General features: G+C 46.7%; 17 protein-coding genes. 12 read left to right on the top strand and 5 right to left on the bottom strand.

Annotation, left to right across the window (positions count from 1 at the left end; translation table 11 throughout):
• Positions 1–141 precede the first annotated feature (141 nt).
• A complete protein-coding gene (locus ACR1R9_RS04010) occupies positions 142–1,755 on the bottom strand; it encodes an alkaline phosphatase (RefSeq protein ID WP_343054941.1) in 1,614 nt (537 codons plus the stop codon).
• Between the two features lie 298 nt (positions 1,756–2,053).
• On the opposite strand from ACR1R9_RS04010, the gene ACR1R9_RS04015 reads away from it, so the two are divergent.
• From ACR1R9_RS04015 to ACR1R9_RS04040, 6 genes are all read left to right on the top strand, one after another.
• Positions 2,054–3,310 carry an amidohydrolase gene (locus ACR1R9_RS04015; RefSeq protein ID WP_433921679.1) on the top strand — a complete coding sequence of 419 codons (1,257 nt, stop codon included), beginning with the start codon at positions 2,054–2,056 and terminating at the stop codon, positions 3,308–3,310.
• Positions 3,311–3,468: 158 nt separating this feature from the next.
• Entirely contained in the window at positions 3,469–5,103 is a 1,635-nt protein-coding gene (locus tag ACR1R9_RS04020; RefSeq protein ID WP_433948814.1) for a carboxylesterase/lipase family protein, read from the top strand.
• Between the two features lie 249 nt (positions 5,104–5,352).
• A complete protein-coding gene (locus ACR1R9_RS04025) occupies positions 5,353–6,309 on the top strand; it encodes a helix-turn-helix transcriptional regulator (RefSeq protein ID WP_433948813.1) in 957 nt (318 codons plus the stop codon).
• 110 nt (positions 6,310–6,419) lie between these two features.
• On the top strand, positions 6,420–7,631 hold the full coding sequence (locus tag ACR1R9_RS04030; protein ID WP_433921674.1) for an MFS transporter: 1,212 nt from the start codon (positions 6,420–6,422) through the stop codon (positions 7,629–7,631).
• Positions 7,632–7,820: 189 nt separating this feature from the next.
• Positions 7,821–8,264, top strand: a complete 444-nt coding sequence (locus ACR1R9_RS04035) for an Hsp20/alpha crystallin family protein (protein ID WP_326066012.1) — start codon at positions 7,821–7,823, stop codon at positions 8,262–8,264.
• A 25-nt stretch (positions 8,265–8,289) separates the two neighbouring features.
• Complete coding sequence (locus tag ACR1R9_RS04040) at positions 8,290–8,436, top strand: hypothetical protein (protein WP_433921673.1); 147 nt, start codon at positions 8,290–8,292, stop codon at positions 8,434–8,436.
• Between the two features lie 6 nt (positions 8,437–8,442).
• On the opposite strand, the gene ACR1R9_RS04045 is transcribed toward ACR1R9_RS04040, so the two are convergent.
• Entirely contained in the window at positions 8,443–9,000 is a 558-nt protein-coding gene (locus ACR1R9_RS04045) for a DUF1697 domain-containing protein (protein WP_175383244.1), read from the bottom strand.
• 34 nt (positions 9,001–9,034) lie between these two features.
• Positions 9,035–9,685, bottom strand: a complete 651-nt coding sequence (locus ACR1R9_RS04050; protein WP_433921672.1) for a hypothetical protein — start codon at positions 9,683–9,685, stop codon at positions 9,035–9,037.
• Positions 9,686–10,062: 377 nt separating this feature from the next.
• Here ACR1R9_RS04050 and ACR1R9_RS04055 point away from each other — a divergent pair, with 377 nt between their 5' ends.
• From ACR1R9_RS04055 to ACR1R9_RS04065, 3 genes are all read left to right on the top strand, one after another.
• The gene (locus tag ACR1R9_RS04055; RefSeq protein ID WP_076287965.1) at positions 10,063–10,869 is read left to right on the top strand and encodes an alpha/beta fold hydrolase; all 807 of its coding nucleotides are present in this window, start codon (positions 10,063–10,065) and stop codon (positions 10,867–10,869) included.
• Positions 10,870–10,899: 30 nt separating this feature from the next.
• On the top strand, positions 10,900–11,898 hold the full coding sequence (locus ACR1R9_RS04060; protein ID WP_433921671.1) for a sensor domain-containing diguanylate cyclase: 999 nt from the start codon (positions 10,900–10,902) through the stop codon (positions 11,896–11,898).
• A gap of 67 nt (positions 11,899–11,965) precedes the next feature.
• Positions 11,966–12,796, top strand: a complete 831-nt coding sequence (locus ACR1R9_RS04065) for a methyl-accepting chemotaxis protein (RefSeq protein ID WP_099857154.1) — start codon at positions 11,966–11,968, stop codon at positions 12,794–12,796.
• 117 nt (positions 12,797–12,913) lie between these two features.
• Here ACR1R9_RS04065 and ACR1R9_RS04070 read toward each other — a convergent pair whose 3' ends face one another.
• Both ACR1R9_RS04070 and ACR1R9_RS04075 read right to left on the bottom strand, forming a co-directional pair.
• Positions 12,914–14,404, bottom strand: coding sequence for a DUF5123 domain-containing protein (locus tag ACR1R9_RS04070; RefSeq protein WP_433921670.1), 1,491 nt, complete (start codon positions 14,402–14,404; stop codon positions 12,914–12,916).
• A 162-nt stretch (positions 14,405–14,566) separates the two neighbouring features.
• Positions 14,567–15,802 carry an MFS transporter gene (locus ACR1R9_RS04075; RefSeq protein ID WP_433921669.1) on the bottom strand — a complete coding sequence of 412 codons (1,236 nt, stop codon included), beginning with the start codon at positions 15,800–15,802 and terminating at the stop codon, positions 14,567–14,569.
• A gap of 111 nt (positions 15,803–15,913) precedes the next feature.
• On the opposite strand from ACR1R9_RS04075, the gene ACR1R9_RS04080 reads away from it, so the two are divergent.
• The 3 genes from ACR1R9_RS04080 to ACR1R9_RS04090 all read left to right on the top strand — a co-directional run bounded on the left by ACR1R9_RS04080 (position 15,914) and on the right by ACR1R9_RS04090 (position 18,934).
• Entirely contained in the window at positions 15,914–17,707 is a 1,794-nt protein-coding gene (locus ACR1R9_RS04080) for an ABC transporter substrate-binding protein (RefSeq protein ID WP_433921668.1), read from the top strand.
• Positions 17,708–17,779: 72 nt separating this feature from the next.
• Positions 17,780–18,436: a DUF2625 domain-containing protein gene (locus ACR1R9_RS04085; RefSeq protein ID WP_433921667.1), complete on the top strand. Its 657-nt coding sequence runs from the start codon at positions 17,780–17,782 to the stop codon at positions 18,434–18,436.
• 33 nt (positions 18,437–18,469) lie between these two features.
• On the top strand, positions 18,470–18,934 hold the full coding sequence (locus ACR1R9_RS04090; RefSeq protein ID WP_433921666.1) for an SMI1/KNR4 family protein: 465 nt from the start codon (positions 18,470–18,472) through the stop codon (positions 18,932–18,934).
• Positions 18,935–19,014 lie beyond the last annotated feature (80 nt).

Raw genomic sequence — 19,014 nt, forward strand, 5'->3', positions numbered from 1 at the left:
ACGATAAGCTTGTGCGTGGGCCTACTATACTACGTTACCTTTGCATATAGAAGTTGGATTTAAAAGTGAATTCGAAAAACCGCCCAAGAATATTCTTGGGCAGTTTAGCTAAGAGTGCCGTTCAATGAGGGATCGCTTTTTTTATTGAATCAGATCAATCGCATCCTGTGACACAAAGGCTTCTACGCCATTGTAGACAATTACGCCATCCAGGGTTGTCTTTTTGCCATTAACGAGCGCGATATTTTTGTAGATTTGCAGTTCAAGCTTGGTGCTACCTTTTGTTACGAGGATCTTCGGATTTTTGGCATCCGTCAGGTCCAGCTTGTACGTTGCACCTTTTGCAGTAAAAGCCTGTTTGGCGGGCACAAACAATTGTTTGCTAACGCTATCGAGGTCAAGGTCCAGCACACGTGCCATGTATTTCGCTACATCCGTGTTGTCGATAACACCGAAAGGTCGATCATTATTCGGAGCGTACGTATACAGCACAACATCTCCGCCCGTATGACCACCAGTGGTCCAGCCGATGCCGGAACGTTTGCTGATCATCGGTCCAACCGTATAATTGAGGCTGCCGGGACTGGCCGCTTTAATTGCAGCGATTTCCTCGGAAGTCAGGTCGGTAATGCCATAGTATTGCTTCATCACAGCTTTGATATTAGTGCGTTTGGCATCCAGCTTGGATTCCAAACCTTCGCCTGTTAGCTTGGCCTTTTTCAGAGGTCCGATAAATGTGGACAACGGCTCTTTATCATAGGTGCCTGTCGTTGAAGCATTACCGATGGTCAATCCACCGTTCTGGTGATCCGTGACAGCGACAACGACAGTTTCTTGATCTTTTTTGGCAAAATCCATGGCTACTTTGACGGCATCATCGAATGCCAGTACATCACTGATAATGCCGATTGGATCGTTGGCATGTGCTGCCCAGTCGACCTTGCTGCCTTCAACCATCAGGAAGAAGCCATCTTCATCTTTGGAAAGAACTTCGATCGCTTTAGTTGTCATCTCGGCGAGACTTGGCTGTTTAGCTGGATCACGATCCATATTATAAGCCATGCCTGCCGGGGCAAACATCCCCCACAGCTTGCCTGAAGTGGAAGCTTTCATTGCTGCCGGAGTAGTCACATAATCGTAGCCCAGTGCTTTGATGGATGAGACCAGATTTTCGCCATCTTTGCGTCCCGCAGGCTCCAAATAACTGCTTCCTCCACCGAGAACAACGTCCATACCGTTATAGACCTGCTGTTTGCTCAATGCATCATAGTTTTTGCGATCCGGATAGTGGGCGGAGAAGTCAGCTGGTGTGGCGTGCATAATTTCAGATGTCGCAATAATGCCAGTTGCTTTGCCTGCCAGTCTGGATGCTTCCAGGATAGAAGCGACCGGTTTTTTCGCATCTCCCGGTGCGATGGCTTTTTGTCCCGGCATCGTTGCTTTATCAGGAAGTACTCCGACATACCCTGTATGTGATTTGTGACCTGTAGCAAAGGCTGTTCCCGCAGGGGCCGAGTCCGCAATCGGCGCATCCGCAGAGTGTGTACGAACCATGCCACTAGCCATGGAGTCCAGTGTAAGAGAGGAACCTTTGTACCAGCGAGCCAAAGCTGTTGCGTCGTTCGCCATACCGTCCGGGATCAGGATGATTACATTTTTGATCGGTGAAGCAGATGAGGTGGTGTTTTCCACAGCCCAAGCTGCACTACTGCCTCCCAGCGTAGCTGTAACAATGGTCGTAACCGCGAGCATCATTTTGGCAGCACGGGTATTGAATCGATTTAACATGAACACATCCTCCTAATGATATGTATAGTTTGGTATCCAAAACCAGTGTATACAATCAATGATAAATGAGCGTATGTACTCGATTAACTAAATGTAAATTTTACGATTAGAGAAGCGCGGCTGGATAGGTTTTGGATATTCGTCATCTCATTATGGAAACGTGTTAGAAGAATCGAAACAGGATTAGCGAGCTAAGGTATAGAATTCGTAGTGTAAAGGTGTATGCATGATGAAATAGAGAGCTTGATGAGAGAGGTGAGTGACCATGATTGATATTATTGCGCTTCGACGAGACCTTCACAAATATCCCGAGCTGGGATTCACCGAATTTCGTACGGCTGCAAAAGTCGTGCAGATGTTAACGGAACTGGGTTACCGTGTGACTTATGGAAAAGATGCCATTGATGACACATCGCGGCGAGGTCTGCCAAAGCCTGAAGTGTTGGAAGATGCATATCAGCGTGCCATCGATGAAGGGGCAGATCCAGCGATTGTGCAGCAGATGCGAGGGGGATTTACGGCAGTTGTCGCTGAGTTACAAGGAGAACAGGAAGGACCAACAACGGCGTTCCGCTTCGATATGGATGCACTTCCGATCCGTGAGAGCAAGTCAGATAAACATATACCACAAGCGGGGCAATTCCGCTCCAGTCATGAAGGCATTATGCACGCTTGCGCACACGATGGACATACAGCCATTGGGCTTGCACTTGCAGAACGTTTGATTAACCGAAATTTCGCCGGGAAGATCCGTCTGCTGTTCCAGCCTGCTGAAGAAGGTGTGCGTGGTGCGTATGCCATGGTCGAAAAAGGTATGCTGGAACAGGTAGACCGTCTTTTCTGCCTACATCTGGGTACAGGTGTGCCATCCGGTCATGTCAGAGGGGCGTCTGCCGGATTTCTGGCAACGACCAAGCTGGAAGTCCATTTTACAGGTGTGGCTTCTCATGCGGGGGCTACCCCGGAGGAAGGACGGAATGCTTTGCTGGGAGCATCTACGGCACTCCTTAATATTCATGCGTTGCCTCGGTTTAGCACGGCAGATACACGCATTAATGTGGGTATTCTTGAAGGCGGAACAGGGGCCAATATTATTCCCGAGCACGCACGGATGGTGATTGAAACCCGTTCAACGACAGAAGAAACGAATCGTGAGCTGGAGCGACGGGTGCGTCAGATCATCGAGCACAGCGCAGCGATGCATGAGTTGAGCTCTATGGTTGAAGTCATTGGCGGTGCAGTCCCTATTCACTGTGATATGGAGCTTGCAGAGCTTGCTGTGCAGCAAAGTGAAGGCATCGCAGGATTTACCCATGCGGAGGCTATTTCGGATGGTGCTTCACTTGGAAGTGAGGATGCCAGCTACATGATTCGGCGCGTACAGGAACAAGGTGGGAAAGCAACGTATATGATTATTGGCAGCGAGCTGCCTGCTCCGCATCACCATCCGGAATTCGATATTGATGAAGCAGTGTTGGCTCCTGCGGTAGAACTGCTGGAGAGATTGGCTCGGACGCGCTAGAAAGATATAACTACAACCAAGGAGAGGCTTTCACTTACATATCAGTTAAGGAGGTGAACGCGCTTCAAGGCAGGAGTATGAGCGAACGTACTGAGGAGACTGCATAAGCTTCACAGGCACAGCTCAAAAATGGCGTTGGAACCTTGGAGCAGAGTTGGATGAAACATAAACAAGATCAGGGGTTCAAACCTCAAACATTGCAGCAGACAAAATATGGAGCCATTGACGGAAAAATCTATGAACAATACGGTACGCTCGGCTGGTTAGGCGTTCCTTATGCAGCACCTCCGGTAGGTGCATTACGCTGGAAAGCGCCGTGTGAACCGGATGCATGGACCGGGACTCGAACAGCCAAGGAATTTGCTGCGTGCAGCTTGCAGTTATCCGGCGAAACGATAGCCGGAAGTGAAGACTCACTGTATCTCAATATTTGGCGTCCGAATACAACCAGTTCCAAGCTTCCGGTAATGGTGTTTCTGCACGGCGGCGGGAATATGACCGGATCAGGCAAGGATTTTCAGGGTGAACAGCTTGCGCGTAACACGAACAGCATTATCATATCGGTGAACTATCGTTTGGGAGCTCTTGGGTTCTTTCAAAATGCTGCATTGAAAACCGGAAATCCTCTTGATGATTCGGGCAACTATGGCTTGCTTGATGCATTCCGTGCACTCCAGTGGGTACAGGATAATATCGAGGGATTTGGCGGAGATACAGGCAATGTTACGTTGGCCGGGCAGTCGGCAGGAGCACGTAATGTTCTGGCAGCATTAATCTCTCCGCTAAGCAAAGGGTTATTTCAGAAAGCAGCTGCGTTCAGTGGTGGCCTGACCACGGCTGCACCGGAGGAAGGAGAGCAAAAATCCGAGCATGCACTTGTGAAATTGCTCGTGCAAGAGGGTACAATGACCTCTATTGAACATGCGAGAACATGGATCGGCATGCAGTCTCAGGCACAACTGGCGAGTTATTTGCGTGAGTTGCCTGCGGACAAGTTGGTCACTGTATATGGTTCAACGGCGATTCGTATGCAGCCATTCCCACAACTGTTCCGTGACGGTACAGTTATTCCGAAAGAGGGATTCGATGCCATCAACAGCGGTAATTATGCACAAGTGCCTGTTCTGCTCGGCAGTTTGGAAACCGAGTTTTCCAGCTTTGCTTTCGGTGATCCATACTTTGTACCCTCATTTCATGATGAAACTCTGTTTACAGATGAGACCAAGGCGAAACAGTATGCCGCAGCTCTGAATTACGGCAGTGAGGTTTATGCAGGCTTTAATACAGAGCGGGTAGCTGAACGCCTTACGAGTGAAGCAGGACAGCCACCCGTATACGCCTATCGTTTTGCATGGGGAACACAGGCTGGGGTCATTTCCGAAAGACTGCAAACATTGCTGGGCGCACCACATGGCGCGGATATGGACTTTTACACAGGACACGCAGACGGCGTCGTCGCCCTTTTCCCTGAAGGTTATTTTAGTGAACAGAACAAACCTGGCCGTGAGGCATTGTCTGGCGCGATGGCAGCATATTTGAAGCAGTTCCTTTACACAGGTAACCCGGGTCGTGGTGGATCCTCGGAGTTGGCAGAATGGACACCTTGGTCAAAAGACGCCGAAGCACCAATTATGCGCTTGGACGCAAGCAGTACCACAGCTGAGATCGGCATGTCTACGCAATATAATGGAGGCAAGGATGTCGTAATGGCGAAAATGAAAAAAGAATTGCCAGACGAGACATACAAGTTGCTGACGGAGAAGGTATTTGCCGGACGTTTTTTCTGGGAGTAAGTCATGGGAAAGGACACGAGAGAATGCTCTCTCGTGTTCTTTTTTAGTTGCAGGCGTATCTCCTCATTCTTCAATGTGAAAATACCATATCTATAGGTGGTTTCTGGTTTTTTTTCGTATGTAGAATAGTCATCTCGTCATGGGGCTGGTCTAAAAGCAGAAATTGAGGTAGAATTATTGAGAATTATTCTCAATTAAACAAATCTCTATCTGAGAGTCATGATCAAGTTATAGACGAGGTGAGAACACATGGGTTTCGATTCGTTAGCTGTCGTATACCAGCATTACTTAACGCAGGAACCATTCAGTCAGCAAGATGAAAATACGTACCTGCTCTCTGCTAAAGCGGGCAGTGGAAATATAAAAAGAGTAACCACGTATAGTGGTATCGAAATTGTGTATTCTCAGATTAAATATAGTGAACCGTGCTCTACGTTCTTTGCGTCGAATATTCCTATCATTGAGCTGCAATTTGCCTTGTCAGGTGCACGTTACGTAGATATATCTGGTCAGGAATATACGCTGGCCACTGGGCAGGGAGCACTCATTATGATGCGTGATTTTGAAGCCTGGTTCCATCCGCCTGCGCAGGAGAACTATACTTCTTTTGCCATCGGAATTCCGATCTCGTTGTTCAATTATGCGGGCGCACAATTGGCAACGAGCCAGTCCATTCGGTTTCAGGACATTTTAGGACATTGTGTGTTCAAACCGATTATATTTCAGCTGGATCACAGAATTCGAACGATGATTGACAGTCTGATTGTGGAATTGAACAATCCCTATAGATCTTCCTTAATGATGGAAGCGACCGCATTGGAGATATTGAATCGGTTTATGATTCAGCTGTTTGATCTGGCGCCTATCCCTTCAGGATTCTCCAGAGAGGATATACGGAAGTTGCATACCGCCCGGGAGATTATGGAGGCATGCATGGTAGACCCTCCATCCCTGCTGGCGTTGTCCAAACAGGTGGGTCTGAACGATTTCAAATTGAAAAAAGGCTTCAAAGCGCTGTTTGGCACTACCGTATTTGAATATTTACGCCAGATTCGTCTCGACAACGCTATGAAATTGCTGCGTAGTCAAGAAAACAACGTCACTGAGGCAGCGATAGCAGTTGGTTACAGCAATATCAGTGCCTTTTCTCAGCAATTCTATCGTAAATTCGGCGTGAAGCCATCGGAAATGAAAAAAATATATTAATAATCCGTCTAACCGTTAATTGTTCCGTATGGAGGCAGTCGAGATTCTCTCAGCCTTATATACTCCAGGTACAGTGGATACTGTACTGAAAAATAAAGGAGTGTATGAGCGTGAACAGAATTAGAGGAAGTATCTTTTTTAGCGTATTTGCAGCGATGTTGGGTCTTATGCTTATTGCTCCCATTATGCCGCCGCTTATTCGGGAACTGGGGATGAAAGAAAGTCATTCCGGACTCATTATTTCACTCGGGTCCATCGCCATGGCTGTGATGGGCCCGGTATGGGGCAGATTCAGTGATCTGAAAGGCAGAAAACCCATCATATTGATTGGATTCATAGGTATGTCCATAAGCTGTGCGTTGTTTGCATTGGCGATGTATAGTGGATTAAATGCGTGGATCGGAGGGGGACTTCTGTTAACCCTTCTAATTGTAACACGGAGCTTGATCGGTATGTTCATTCCGGCAGTGTTATCCTCTTCTCAGGCATATATGGGAGATGTGACGGAAGGAGAAGAGCGGGGAAGCGGGATGGCGATTATTAGTGCCGCCAATGGGCTGGGGCTTGTATTTGGCCCTGCGATTGCAGGCGCTTTTACCATTATCGGTCTCCTGTGGCCGCTTTATTTTGGTATTTTTATTGCGGTAGCGGCGTTTATCATTGCGTTGTTGCTCATTCCTGCTGCCAAGCCGGTCATTCAGGAGAAAGCGCCCAAGGTTAACCCGCTCCAACACGGTTTGCGTATGTATCTTGCTGCGGGTTTGGTTACGATGATTGGCATTATGACGGTACAGGTTGTCGGTGGATTTTATTTTCAGGATCAGCTCGCATTATCTCCAGGGGCTACAGCCCGAATGGTTTCGTTCGGACTGATGTTCTCCGGGGCTGCGATGCTGATCATGCAGGTAATCCAGATGAAGTGGTTGAAATGGCAGCCGCGGCCGATGATTTTACTCGGGTCCCTTTTTCTGCTCGCAAGTATGGTTTTGTTTCTGATCTCCAGTCAATTGGTTGTCTATTATCTCTCATTCTTCCTATTCGGCATGGGCTCGGGTCTAATGATGCCTGGTTTCATGGCGGGAGCTTCTCTTTCGGTTAGCAAAGAACAGCAGGGCGGCGCAGCCGGATTGGTAGCAGCGATTCAAGGTATATCTGCCGTGATTACCCCTTTACTGACAACAACGCTGTACCAGGTGGATAAACATATTCCATTCATGCTGGTAGCTCTGTTGGTTGTCATCATGGGTATTATGATGCTGGGCATTAAAAAAGATCAATCTGGTCCAGTGCAGGCAAAGGAGACTACACGTTCTGCATCATAGTCAGATAAAGCCAGAAGGTCAAAAAAGGTCAAAATTAAAGAAAGCAGAATCTATTTTAAGGGAATGAGTCGTGGCTTGGAAAAATCGTTCTTTTTGAGCTTTAACGGATTTTGAGCAATTTAGGGATCGATTTTATAATTAGACGTGTAAGCAACAACTAAACCAACCACACATAAGGAGCTGATTTTGATGTTTGATCTGATTCCGTTTCGCAAACGAAATGAAGACTTGTTCGGACACATGCTGAAATCCTTCAATGACATGGTTGAGTCTCCATTCCTCTCTCCATTCGGAACCGGTGTACAGTCATTTCGGACCGATATTCGCGAGGAAGAAAATAAATACGTGGTAGAAGCCGAGCTTCCCGGCATCGCCAAAGAGGATATAGACATTCAGGTTGAAGGTAATGAACTGATCATCCGTGCCAAACGGAATGAAATGACTGAGCAGAAGGATGATACGAATCGAATCATTCGGCAGGAGCGACGTTCAGGTGAATTTATCCGACGTTTCTATGTGGAGCATATTGATGAGGAAAACATCAAGGCCAGATTGGAAAATGGTTTGCTGAAGCTCGACATTCCGAAACGTCAGGGCGAAGATCACAGCCGCAAAAGCATTCAGATTGACTAACAAAGTTAATACAGGAGCGTTATCCATGCCTATTGCAGGCAACAAGCAGGAAGCGTTCTTGATGATATTCCCCGGGGCCTCTCCTGGGGAATTTTCACATCTTTATTTAACCAGTCTGATTGAACATTTACAGTCTATTTCTTGGTCATTGGAAGAGCTCAATATCAGCTGATTCACGTTACTTCTCAGCCGCAACCTGCATCAGCTTGTAAATCTGGCGGGTCGTGTTCACGTTCCGAACCGTCATATATTTGTAGACCTTGGAGCCTATGAGCTTGTTCATACCACTTTTGGTAACAAGTTCTTTACTGACGGAATATAAAATGGCTCCGGGAACATATAGCAATGTGCCGATCTCCGGTTTGATGGGCAGTTTGTCCAGAACGGATGCATCATCCACTTCATCCCAGAGGAACATGACATCACTTTTGGCCGTGGCATCATTTTTCCAGTCCTCCGGTAGTGCCTGAATAACAGTTCGGACTTCATCCAGATTACGTACCATCACTTTGATCTGTAAGCCAAAATCGACAGCTATGGCTTGTTCAAGAATCTGGGATAATTCTGTATTCGCATCCACGCGTTCCTGATGATCGGCAAAGATAATATTTCCTGAGTTGATATATGTCACCACATCCAGCAAGCCTGCTTGCTCAAACGTTTCTTTTAACTGCTTCATATTGATTTTGTTATTCCCGCCCACATTAATGCCCCGCAGCAAAGCAACATAAATCATGATTCAACCCTCCGTATCTTGTGATCCTTTACTTTTAACGAAATGACAAATACTCGAATAAATGTGCAGTATGCTCTTCTCCCAGTAAATCATTCAATATAGGTTCGACATGCTCCAGATATTCGGGTATGGTTTCATAAGTTTCCTCGTCCTTCAATTCCCCGGTATGGGTCCGTGCAGCTTCAATCAGGATGGCCAGTGCATTGAAAAAGTCTGTTAATGAATCGGCAATAAGCTGAGGTTCTTCACCTGCAAAAGCAGCATATACCGGTGAGTCCGGTGCAGCTGTATCAACGATTATTGGATCATCGTTAAAATTTGCGATGACAACATGATTTTTTTGCCAAGAGTCTGACTCCTCATAAGGTTCGTTCATTCCGATCCAGCGGTGCCCCAGTTGTTGACGATAGAGATGTTCAGGTGCAACAAAGAAGATTAGAGCTGCATCACCGATCTCGACAGCTGCATTTTTCATTTTGAGTGTGCCGTTGGCCTGTTCATCCATCATCTCGTAGTGGCTGTACAGATATTGCAGCTCTGGAGAGAGCGGGATTCGTTCGTCCACTTCCGGCTGGCGATGTTGTTCACGAGGACGCAGATCATGATTTTTGAAAAGTCCATATGCTTCATTATATAAATCTTGCTGCTCCACAAAACGGATAAGGGCGGCATTCAGCTTTTCCATCGGTGTCTGATCCCTCCTGGTGTTAGGATTATTTTTAAGCAGTTACATTTACTCATAGTCATAAGCATAATCATATATCAAAATGGGAAAAGCTTACACCCTGGTTATACAAATTCAACTAAACATTTTAATTGATAATGGGGAGCATCAGTTGAAGCATTATCAGCGTGTGATTCTCACTGTAAAATAGCCAAGAATAAAAAATAAGTACAAAGAGCCCTTTCGTGATGAGAGGGCCTTTTGGCATACAAAGTGGATTGTTCTTTATGTATCCAAAGTAATGAAAATTAATATTTCTTATCCATAACCCAACAATTTCCGATATAATAACCAGATAGGTCATAGCAAAAGGATACTACCTCAGAGAGGTGATTTGGATGACGATTGACGTCCTCGTGCGTAACAACGTGAAAGTGCTGGGAAAAGGCAGCCAAACGATTATCTTTGCACATGGGTTTGGGTGTGATCAGGATATGTGGCGCTATATTGTTCCGAGTTTTACGGAGAACTACCGAGTTGTTTTATTCGACTATGTAGGCTCAGGTGAATCTCAAATTAACTATTATGATCCAAACAAATACAGTGATCTTCAAGGATATGCCCAGGATGTGCTAGAGATTATGGAAGCGCTCGACTTGAGTGATGTCATATTTGTTGGACACTCGGTCAGCAGCATGATTGGCATGCTTGCTTCCATTCATGAACCTAAATATTTCAAGCAAATCGTCATGCTGGGGCCTTCCCCGCGTTATGTAAACGATCTTCCGGGTTATTATGGCGGATTTGATCGGCGTGACATTGATGAGCTGCTGGAAATGATGCAGATGAACTTTATTGGTTGGGCCAGCTATCTCGCTCCGATTGTTATGCAGAATCCGGAACGGAAAGAGCTGACGGACGAGTTGGAAAAAAGCTTCTGTTCGAGAGATCCGCATATTGCTAGACAATTTGCGGAGGTGACGTTTTTCTCGGATTGTCGGAATGAATTGGAGCGGGCCTCGGTACCTACGCTCATTCTTCAATGCTCGGATGACAGCATCGCTCCCGTTGAAGTGGGGGATTACTTGCATGCGCATCTGAAGAACAGTAGACTTCAACAGATGACGGCGAAGGGGCATTATCCACATTTAAGTCAGCCTGAAGAGACAAGCCGCTTCATTAAAGAGTATTTGCAGAGCGTGTAAAGTAAAATGAGAGGAAAGGCAATTATTTCAATGGATATTCAATTAGATATGGCTCCATGTGGCTATTTCTCAATCGCTGATTCAGGAATTATTCAATCCATCAATCAAACCCTGCTGACTCTGCTGGGATATGAACGCAACGAACTGCTGGGACGGCATATCGAGTCAACCATGTCGGTGACCAACAAGCTTTTTTTTCATACGTATTTCTATCCCTACATTCAGTTATATGGACATGTGGATGAGATGTACTTCTCGTTTCGGACCAGCGACCAACAGGATGTTCCGGTTCTTCTGAACGGGGTTCGCCGGACACGCAATGGAGAGAGCGTAATCGACTGTGTTGTAGTTGTCATGCGCAAGCGAATTGAACATGAGAAGGATATAATGAACACCAAAACAAAGCTTCAGGAACTGTATCAAGCGACAAATGAGGCGAACCAGGAGCTTGAACGATTGCACGAAGAATATAAAGTGAAGCAGCAGGCATTGATTAAAGTAAATGATCAGCTGGAGACGATGGCTTCGACGGATCTGCTTACGGGACTCAAGAACCGCAGATTTTTTCAGGATAAAATGCTGGAAAGTTTGGCTCGCTTCCAGGAAACTCAGTCTGTTTTCTCCCTTCTGGTCGTTGATATTGATCACTTCAAGAGCATTAACGATACGTATGGACATCCGATTGGAGATCTGGTTCTGGGTAACCTGGCAGGCTTGTTGCAATCGGTGTCACGGAGCACGGACGTGGTGGCGCGTTATGGCGGGGAAGAATTTGTCATTATTCTTGCGGATTGTGATCGACAGCAAGCTGTGACTATAGCAGAGAGATACCGTTCACAGGTCGCCTCTGCCGATTGGGGCGAGTATAACATTACAGTGAGTATTGGCGCGGCTACGGTTTCGCAGGAAGATACAGAACAGTCTTTGTTTCAAAAAGCGGACCAGGCGCTTTATGCCTCCAAAACAGGTGGGCGAAATCGGGTGACCCATGCAGCCGAAGCAGCGAGTAATGGTAGTAAACCTTCATAATTGATTAATAACTGTCGATATAATATTCAGCACTACTATCTCTATTAGAGGAAGTGAATATATTATTATGAATCAGGTTGAGGCTGTTTTGGCTGCAATACCATTTATTCGCGAAGCTACACGTCAGGATGTCTCCATATCGGTCATGGACCGGGAAAAGTTCCTGTTTTTCGAATCCGGCAACGCTTTGAAATATGATTTCAAGGCAGGAGATCCAATTGCAGATATACACAGAGACTTTAAAATGTTAAAGAATGAATCCAAGACAAGGGAGCATTATCCGGCTGAGGTTTTTGGTATCGCCACGGATTCATATTTCCTTCCGATTAAGAATGAACAGAACGAGATAGAAGCAGTCCTTTGCATTACATATAGTATGGATACCCAGGATCAATTGAAAAAACTGATGAATCAGGCAGGAGAAGTTACAAGCAGACTGATTGAGGGTATCCAGCATGTAGCTGCTCATTCGGAAGAGTTGAGTGCAACCTCGGAAGAAATTTTGAGCAATACGAAACGTGCGGTTGAAGATTCCAGTAATGTGAACGAAGTGGTTAGTTACATAAAAGAAATTTCAGAACAGACCAATCTGCTAGGTTTAAATGCTGCAATTGAAGCGGCGCGGGTGGGTGAAGCCGGCGCAGGCTTTGGAGTAGTAGCCACAGAAATCCGTAAAATGTCCACAGGTACCAAAGAAGCCACGGGACGGATTGAGCAGTCTCTTGACGCTGTGAAAAAGTCCGTACTGAATATGGAGCAGGAGATTGCCCAGATTTCAGTTTCTTCACAAGAACAGGCCAAACTGGTCACAGAGTTTATGAATGTAATTGATCAATTGAACGAAACCAATCATGGCTTGCGGAAACTGGTCGAAAAAATAACCGACGACGCTGAATAATAATTTGCTTCGTTAAGCCTGTACTTCAAATTCTAAAGACGAAAAACGCTCAACCACCATCATGGCTGAGCGTTTTTTCGTCTTGCTTAGAGTTTCACCAATTGGAATCATATCAATCTATTCATGGCTCATAAATCCATTTTCCTTGGCAGGTGAATTGGCTTGGAGAGTGAAATCCTCGTTCGCCTCATCTACAAATTGGGGGTTCACATACAATGAATGTACGTCATTTCCTGATCCCTCCGTGTAGGAGGTAAAGCCGGAATACTCCGTGTTTTTCCAGACCCACAGGGCCTCTTCTTGTGGTGCAGGGGAGTAGTACACATTATGATCAAACACATTCCCCGAATTACTGGTGTATTCATTGTAAATGAGCACGTCAGAGCTGCCCGATACGAGAATGTTTCGTTTGAACGTATTGTTCTTCGTTTGGGCTTGCAGGAATAACTGCCCATTGCCTGCATCCAGCAGGTCGTTATCCACTAACGTATTGTACATAATCGTACTATCCTCGGTAGAGCCGCGCTGCTCATCATAGCCGCCCATGGCGATGCCTGTAAGCCTGTTATGAAAAATCAGATTATCCTGCAACGTAATGTTGCTGGTCGAACGTCCGGCATGCTCCGAAGCAATCTCGATCCCGATATCGTTGCGATATACCCGATTGTGGTCGATGATATGATTTTTGCCTCCATCCACGTAGATTCCTCCTGCTGAATTGCTATCATTGGGGAGAGTCGTTCCATAGGACGGATTAAGATTGGAAGAGATATTATAGATCTCATTGCCCCGTACGATCCCGTTTCGCGCCAGATCGTAGGTGTCGTCCTCCGAAGTTCCTTCATACCCAATCAGATCAATGCCGATGTTGTCCGTATCATGGATCGTATTGTCCAGTATGGCAAACGTATCCACATTCCCGTTGACTGCGAGTGACTCACTTGAGCCTAGCACGAGATCATACAATTCATTATCCTTGATAATGATGTCTCGCAATGCTTGGGGATGCTCCGTACCATATATCGCGATTCCATGGGCATCTCTGCCTTGTAAATTGGGTCCTGAAGGTTTAGCCCCATTTGCAATGGAATGAATGGTGTTGCCCAGCAGTTGAATGTGCTCTCCTGACCCGTGAACATATATTCCAGTAGGCACTTGTCCCCGAAGTGAGGTTGTAAAGTTGCAGATTTCGAGATTTTGGATCGTAATATAGCTGGCATTTTCGACTTCAATCAGACCCTCTATGCCGCGTACCGACAGACCTTCACCATCAATGATGACCTTCTCCTGTGGATAGCTGGAAAACAGGGTTGGATTGCCTGATGAATTACCGCTTCTGGTGATTTTAACTTTTTGGTGATAGAGACCTTCCCGCAAATAAACTGTGCTTCCCGGGGGAGCATGGTCGGCAGCATGCTGCAACGTTTTCCAAGGAGCTTGAATGGTTCCTTTGTTCAAATCGTTTCCTTGGGGTGATATGTAATACATCTTCTGGGTATCCGGTACCTGCACGGCCTCGGGAGAAGGGACGGATGAAGCCTCATCCTTCTGACAACCGGTTGCGAACAGGATCAGGGCCAGGAGTGTAATTGCAGCTATACGATACAAGTTGAATCCTCCTTAATAAATAGCTATGAAGTTCGATTATAACAGATTTGAATAGTGAAATAAGGCGTAAGATGCTCATGGAACTCAGAAGGGGAGAGGTACTTAGAAACAGCGAAACAGGTGGTAAGTATGATCTCGCCACCTGTTTGTATATGTTGATCGTTATTTTCGGTCCCAGAGTACACTGTAACGGCAGCAGATAAAAATGATGAGATTCGCTGCTGCGGCTATGCCGAACACCAACGCAGGATTGGACAGCTCGGAGATCCAGCCGCTTCCCCATATAGCCAAGGGCATGCCGAGTTTGAACAGAGACCCGGTAATCCCGCTGATCCGGCCAATCATGTGTTGTGGTGTGGACTCCTGGCGGAATGTCCAGATGCAGATCGTGCTGATAGTTTGAAAAATACCAGACAGAAACAGACCCACTGCAAGTCCGTAGGTTGAGTGGAACAAACAAAGGATCAGAAAGGCGAATCCTTGAAGCAGTGTGGTCACCACAATCAGCACGCCAGCTGAATATTTGCGGCGCAGGGAGCTTACCACCAGACTGCCGATTAAACCGCCTACTCCGGCAGCAGATAGTACAAGTCCAAGCTCTAGATTACGCAGTTGCAAAGTGTCTTTGGCATAAAAGATGACGGTTGCATCCACCATACCTGAGGTCGCATTAAGAAAAATGACCGTAATGCTGATAACCAGTAACATATGGTTGCGACGCAGCTCGATCCAGCCTTCTTTAAAGTCCACCCAGAAGCCCTGAGGAGATGTTCCTCTGGACACAGGTGCGGAGTGCAGTGGTAATAGAATCATACAGGATATCGCAAGCAGAATGGCGGTAATTAACAGACCCGTATACAAGTTGGATAACATCAACAGCATTCCTGATAGGGCGGCACCCATGATGGTAATTAACGTTGTGGTGAAACCCAAAGCTGCGTTGGCTGAGGTTAGTAGTGGCGTAGGCACCGATTGTTTGATCATGCCAGCTGATGCATTGCGAAAAACATAACTCAGTGTCATCAGCATAAAACCGCATCCGTAGAGTACATAAATGGAAGGGTGACCATATTGAAAAGACAGAAACAGCGCGAGCAGAAGAATAACCTGTAACACGATGGAGCCAATAGACCACCATTTCTTATGCACCCGGTCCATCAGTACACCGATAAACATGGCGAGAAACAGGTTCGGCAGAAATTCAATGCCACGCATGGTGGACATCGCTACAGGAGACTTTGTGAGTTCATATAAAATAAGAGGCAGAGCCAATTCATAGATTTGATTGCCAAGAGCAATGATGCCGCTGGCAGCAAACAGAATGATGAAGCTTGGATTTCTCCATACGGATGTGGCGAGTGTGGTGGTAGGTGTGGCGTGTACGTTGATTTCAGACATGGATAACAATCTCCTCTTTACGTGTGGTAATGAGGTCCATTATACTTTTGCAAAAGAGGAAGAAAAAGCGAAGCATTCACCAAGTCGACTTCGCCTTTTAGGAGGGTGAAGATGGACGCAGAAGAGCATTATCTGATCTTGCGCACTCACTTTGAGGGTGTGCCTGAGCAGGAAATGATTGAAGTCACGATGGGACAGGTCACTGAACTGCTGGATTGTTCGAGGCGTAATGCACAGCTTGTGCTGAACAAATTGACGGAATCCGGTTATTTGACATGGATACCCGGTCGAGGAAGAGGCAATGTATCCCGAATGTCTTTTAACGTATCGGTGTCGGATCTGCTTGCAGCCAAAGCGAAGCAGCTTGTGGAGAATGAGCAGCTTAATGAAGCATGGCGTTTAATTGATTCTTCCGGTACGCAGCGAATGAAGGATGACTTCACCGATTGGCTGGAACGACAGCTGGGCATCTTGCGCACCGATGGGGAGGAACGGGAGGTACTGCGTTTTCCCTTTTACCGGCCGGTCCCTCATCTGGACCCTGCGTGGGTTCAGCGGCGTACTGAATCTCATTGGGTAAGGCAGATCTTCGATACACTCCTCATATTCGATCCGGAGGAAAAACGTATTCTTCCTGGACTAGCTCATCATTGGGAATGGGACGACTCATCATCCCGGTGGCGGTTTTACTTACGTAAGGGAGTACGGTTCCACCACGGTCAGGAAATGACTGCACAGGATGTGAGATTTACATTTGAACGCATGTCAGGAAGGACATCCTCGGAATGGATGTTTTCTTTAATCAAAGCTATAGAGACTCCAGGGAGATATTGCATTGATTTTTATTTTGCCCAGCCCAATGCGGTATTTCCAGCTTTTCTCTGTACGGATCGCTGTTCGATCGTGCCTGAAGATTTGGGAGGTCCCGATAAAGCTGAATGTTTCTCAGCACTGCCGATTGGCACGGGTCCTTTCCGGATTATCAAAAATAATGAATCCCTGCTTGTTCTGGAAGCGAATGGCCATTACTTTGAAGGGCGTCCTCATCTGGATCGGATTGAGATGTGGGTGTGGCCGGACTATGAAGGACAGCCTGGGTCACACAGGACAAGCAGGGATATGCAGCTGTTATATTCGGGTGCGAGTAGAGAATCAACGAGTGAACCCTCTCTCAGCCAGTTGGAGAATGGCAGCACCTACCTGACCTTTAACCTGAACAAAGCAGGGATTCAGCAGAATATTTTATTTCGTCAGGCCATGGATCTGGGATTGGATCGGGAACGAATGATTAAGGAACTGGGTGGTCTCAGGCAGTGTGCATCGGAGGGGTTTGTGCTCAGTGGAGCGCAGCAGGATTACGCAGCGAGTTCTGATCTGGATGAAGCAAAAAAACGGATTCAGGGATCCGAATATGGCGGTCAGCCTCTGAACCTGTACACGTATGAATGGTTGGAGAATGAAAAAACGGCTGTGTGGATTAGCAGACGATGCAAGGAGATGGGGGTACAACTGAATGTGGTGAAGCTCCCGATTGAGCATCTGGCTGACCCCCAAGTGCTGGCACAGGCCGATCTGGTCATGGCTGGAGAAGTGCTTGGTGAGCAGGCAGACCTTACCCTGCTGGAGCTGTATCAATCCCGTTTCAGTTTCCTGCGTAATCACCTCAGCCCGGAATTGACCGCATATGTGGATGACAAGTTAACAGTATGCATGAGAGAACCGAGCCCGGACGAGCGAATGAAGCAGCTTTTGGACATTCAGGAAAAGCTCAAAAGTTCATCGAATGTCATCTTTCTGTATCACAGTCTTCAGAGAGCCCAGCATCACCCCATGCTTGAAGGCATTGCCTTAAATGCATGGGGAAAAATTGACTACAAGCATATCTGGGTGAAGCTTGCAACATAAAAGGAATAGTGTGAACGTATGGAGCAACTACGGCCTTATTGGATTTAAAGTAGATTGAAGGGAGAAATGATCATGCATAAATTATCCGTAAGCGAATTAGTGGATCGGGAACATCACGCTTGGGAGGAACTCAAGGAGCTATTGGACCATGGACAAAATAAGTACACCTATGTTCCTGCACAGCGGGAGGCAGGAGAGGATGCGCTCTATCGCCTCCAAGTAAGCACCAAATCCTATTTGGGAGCCGTTGCCTATGAGACAGAGGGAATCGTGTTAGATGATGGCTGGATTACGTTACTTGGATCGGGTGGTGACCGCATTTTTGGGAGTCTGACCCGTTGGAATGGTGTGGGTGACAAGCCGTGTGTACCCACATTGGAAGGCATGATGATCGTCGCCTACGATGCCGCCGGTGGGTTTTTCGGAATGGATATGGGCAAGTATGGCCGTACAGGACATGTATACTATTTTGCCCCTGACACGCTGGAATGGGAATCGACAGAACTGGCTTACTCGGGCTTCATCAACTGGTTGGCTAATGGTGATCTGGAGCAGTACTATCAGACCTTTCGTTGGAAGGGTTGGCAGAACGACATGAGACAGCTTCAGACAGGACAAGTATTTGTGTATTATCCACCGCTTTGGACGGAGGAGGGCGGCGGCGAGAGCAGCAGCAAAGCTCCTGTAGCAGTGGAGGAAGCCTGGAAAGCAGCATTGGTTGGGAAATGATGTGCTATGACAGGGCTGTAGGGGAGGGAGAGTATGAATAACTTGAATATCAATAACATTCAGAAGCATTACAGCATTGTGTTTCCGCACGAATATCTGGAGTTCCAACGGAAGACCGACGGTCAAGCATTTGATATGATTGAAAATGGAGAGGTCATCGATTGGGAAATTCGTTTCTCTGCTCTCGATGATCAGTTCATTGCAAATAACATCAATCTGGTAGACGATGTGAATCCGGATCCGAGCCGGATTATTCCGTTTGCTTGGAGTGTCAGCAGCGGCAACAACTATTTATTGGATTACCGAAAGAATTCAGAATCTCCTGCCGTACTGGTTATGGATCATGAAGAGGCGATGGTGCGTGAAGATGCTGAGAGTGAATCAGAGACCCCGGAGGAAGCTCAGCAACTGCTGGAGGAAAATGTACGAGAGATCGCTGCCAATTTCAATGCATTCATAGCTTGTTTAAAAACCAGATCGAGTGATTCAGTAGAGTGATTCACCGTTTGAACAACGAAATGAACGACAAAAGGCTCGCGCTATGCGCGGGCCTTTTACTCGATTGAATACATGAATGT

The organism is Paenibacillus taichungensis, from assembly GCF_050994985.1.
Lineage (GTDB): Bacteria > Bacillota > Bacilli > Paenibacillales > Paenibacillaceae > Paenibacillus > Paenibacillus taichungensis.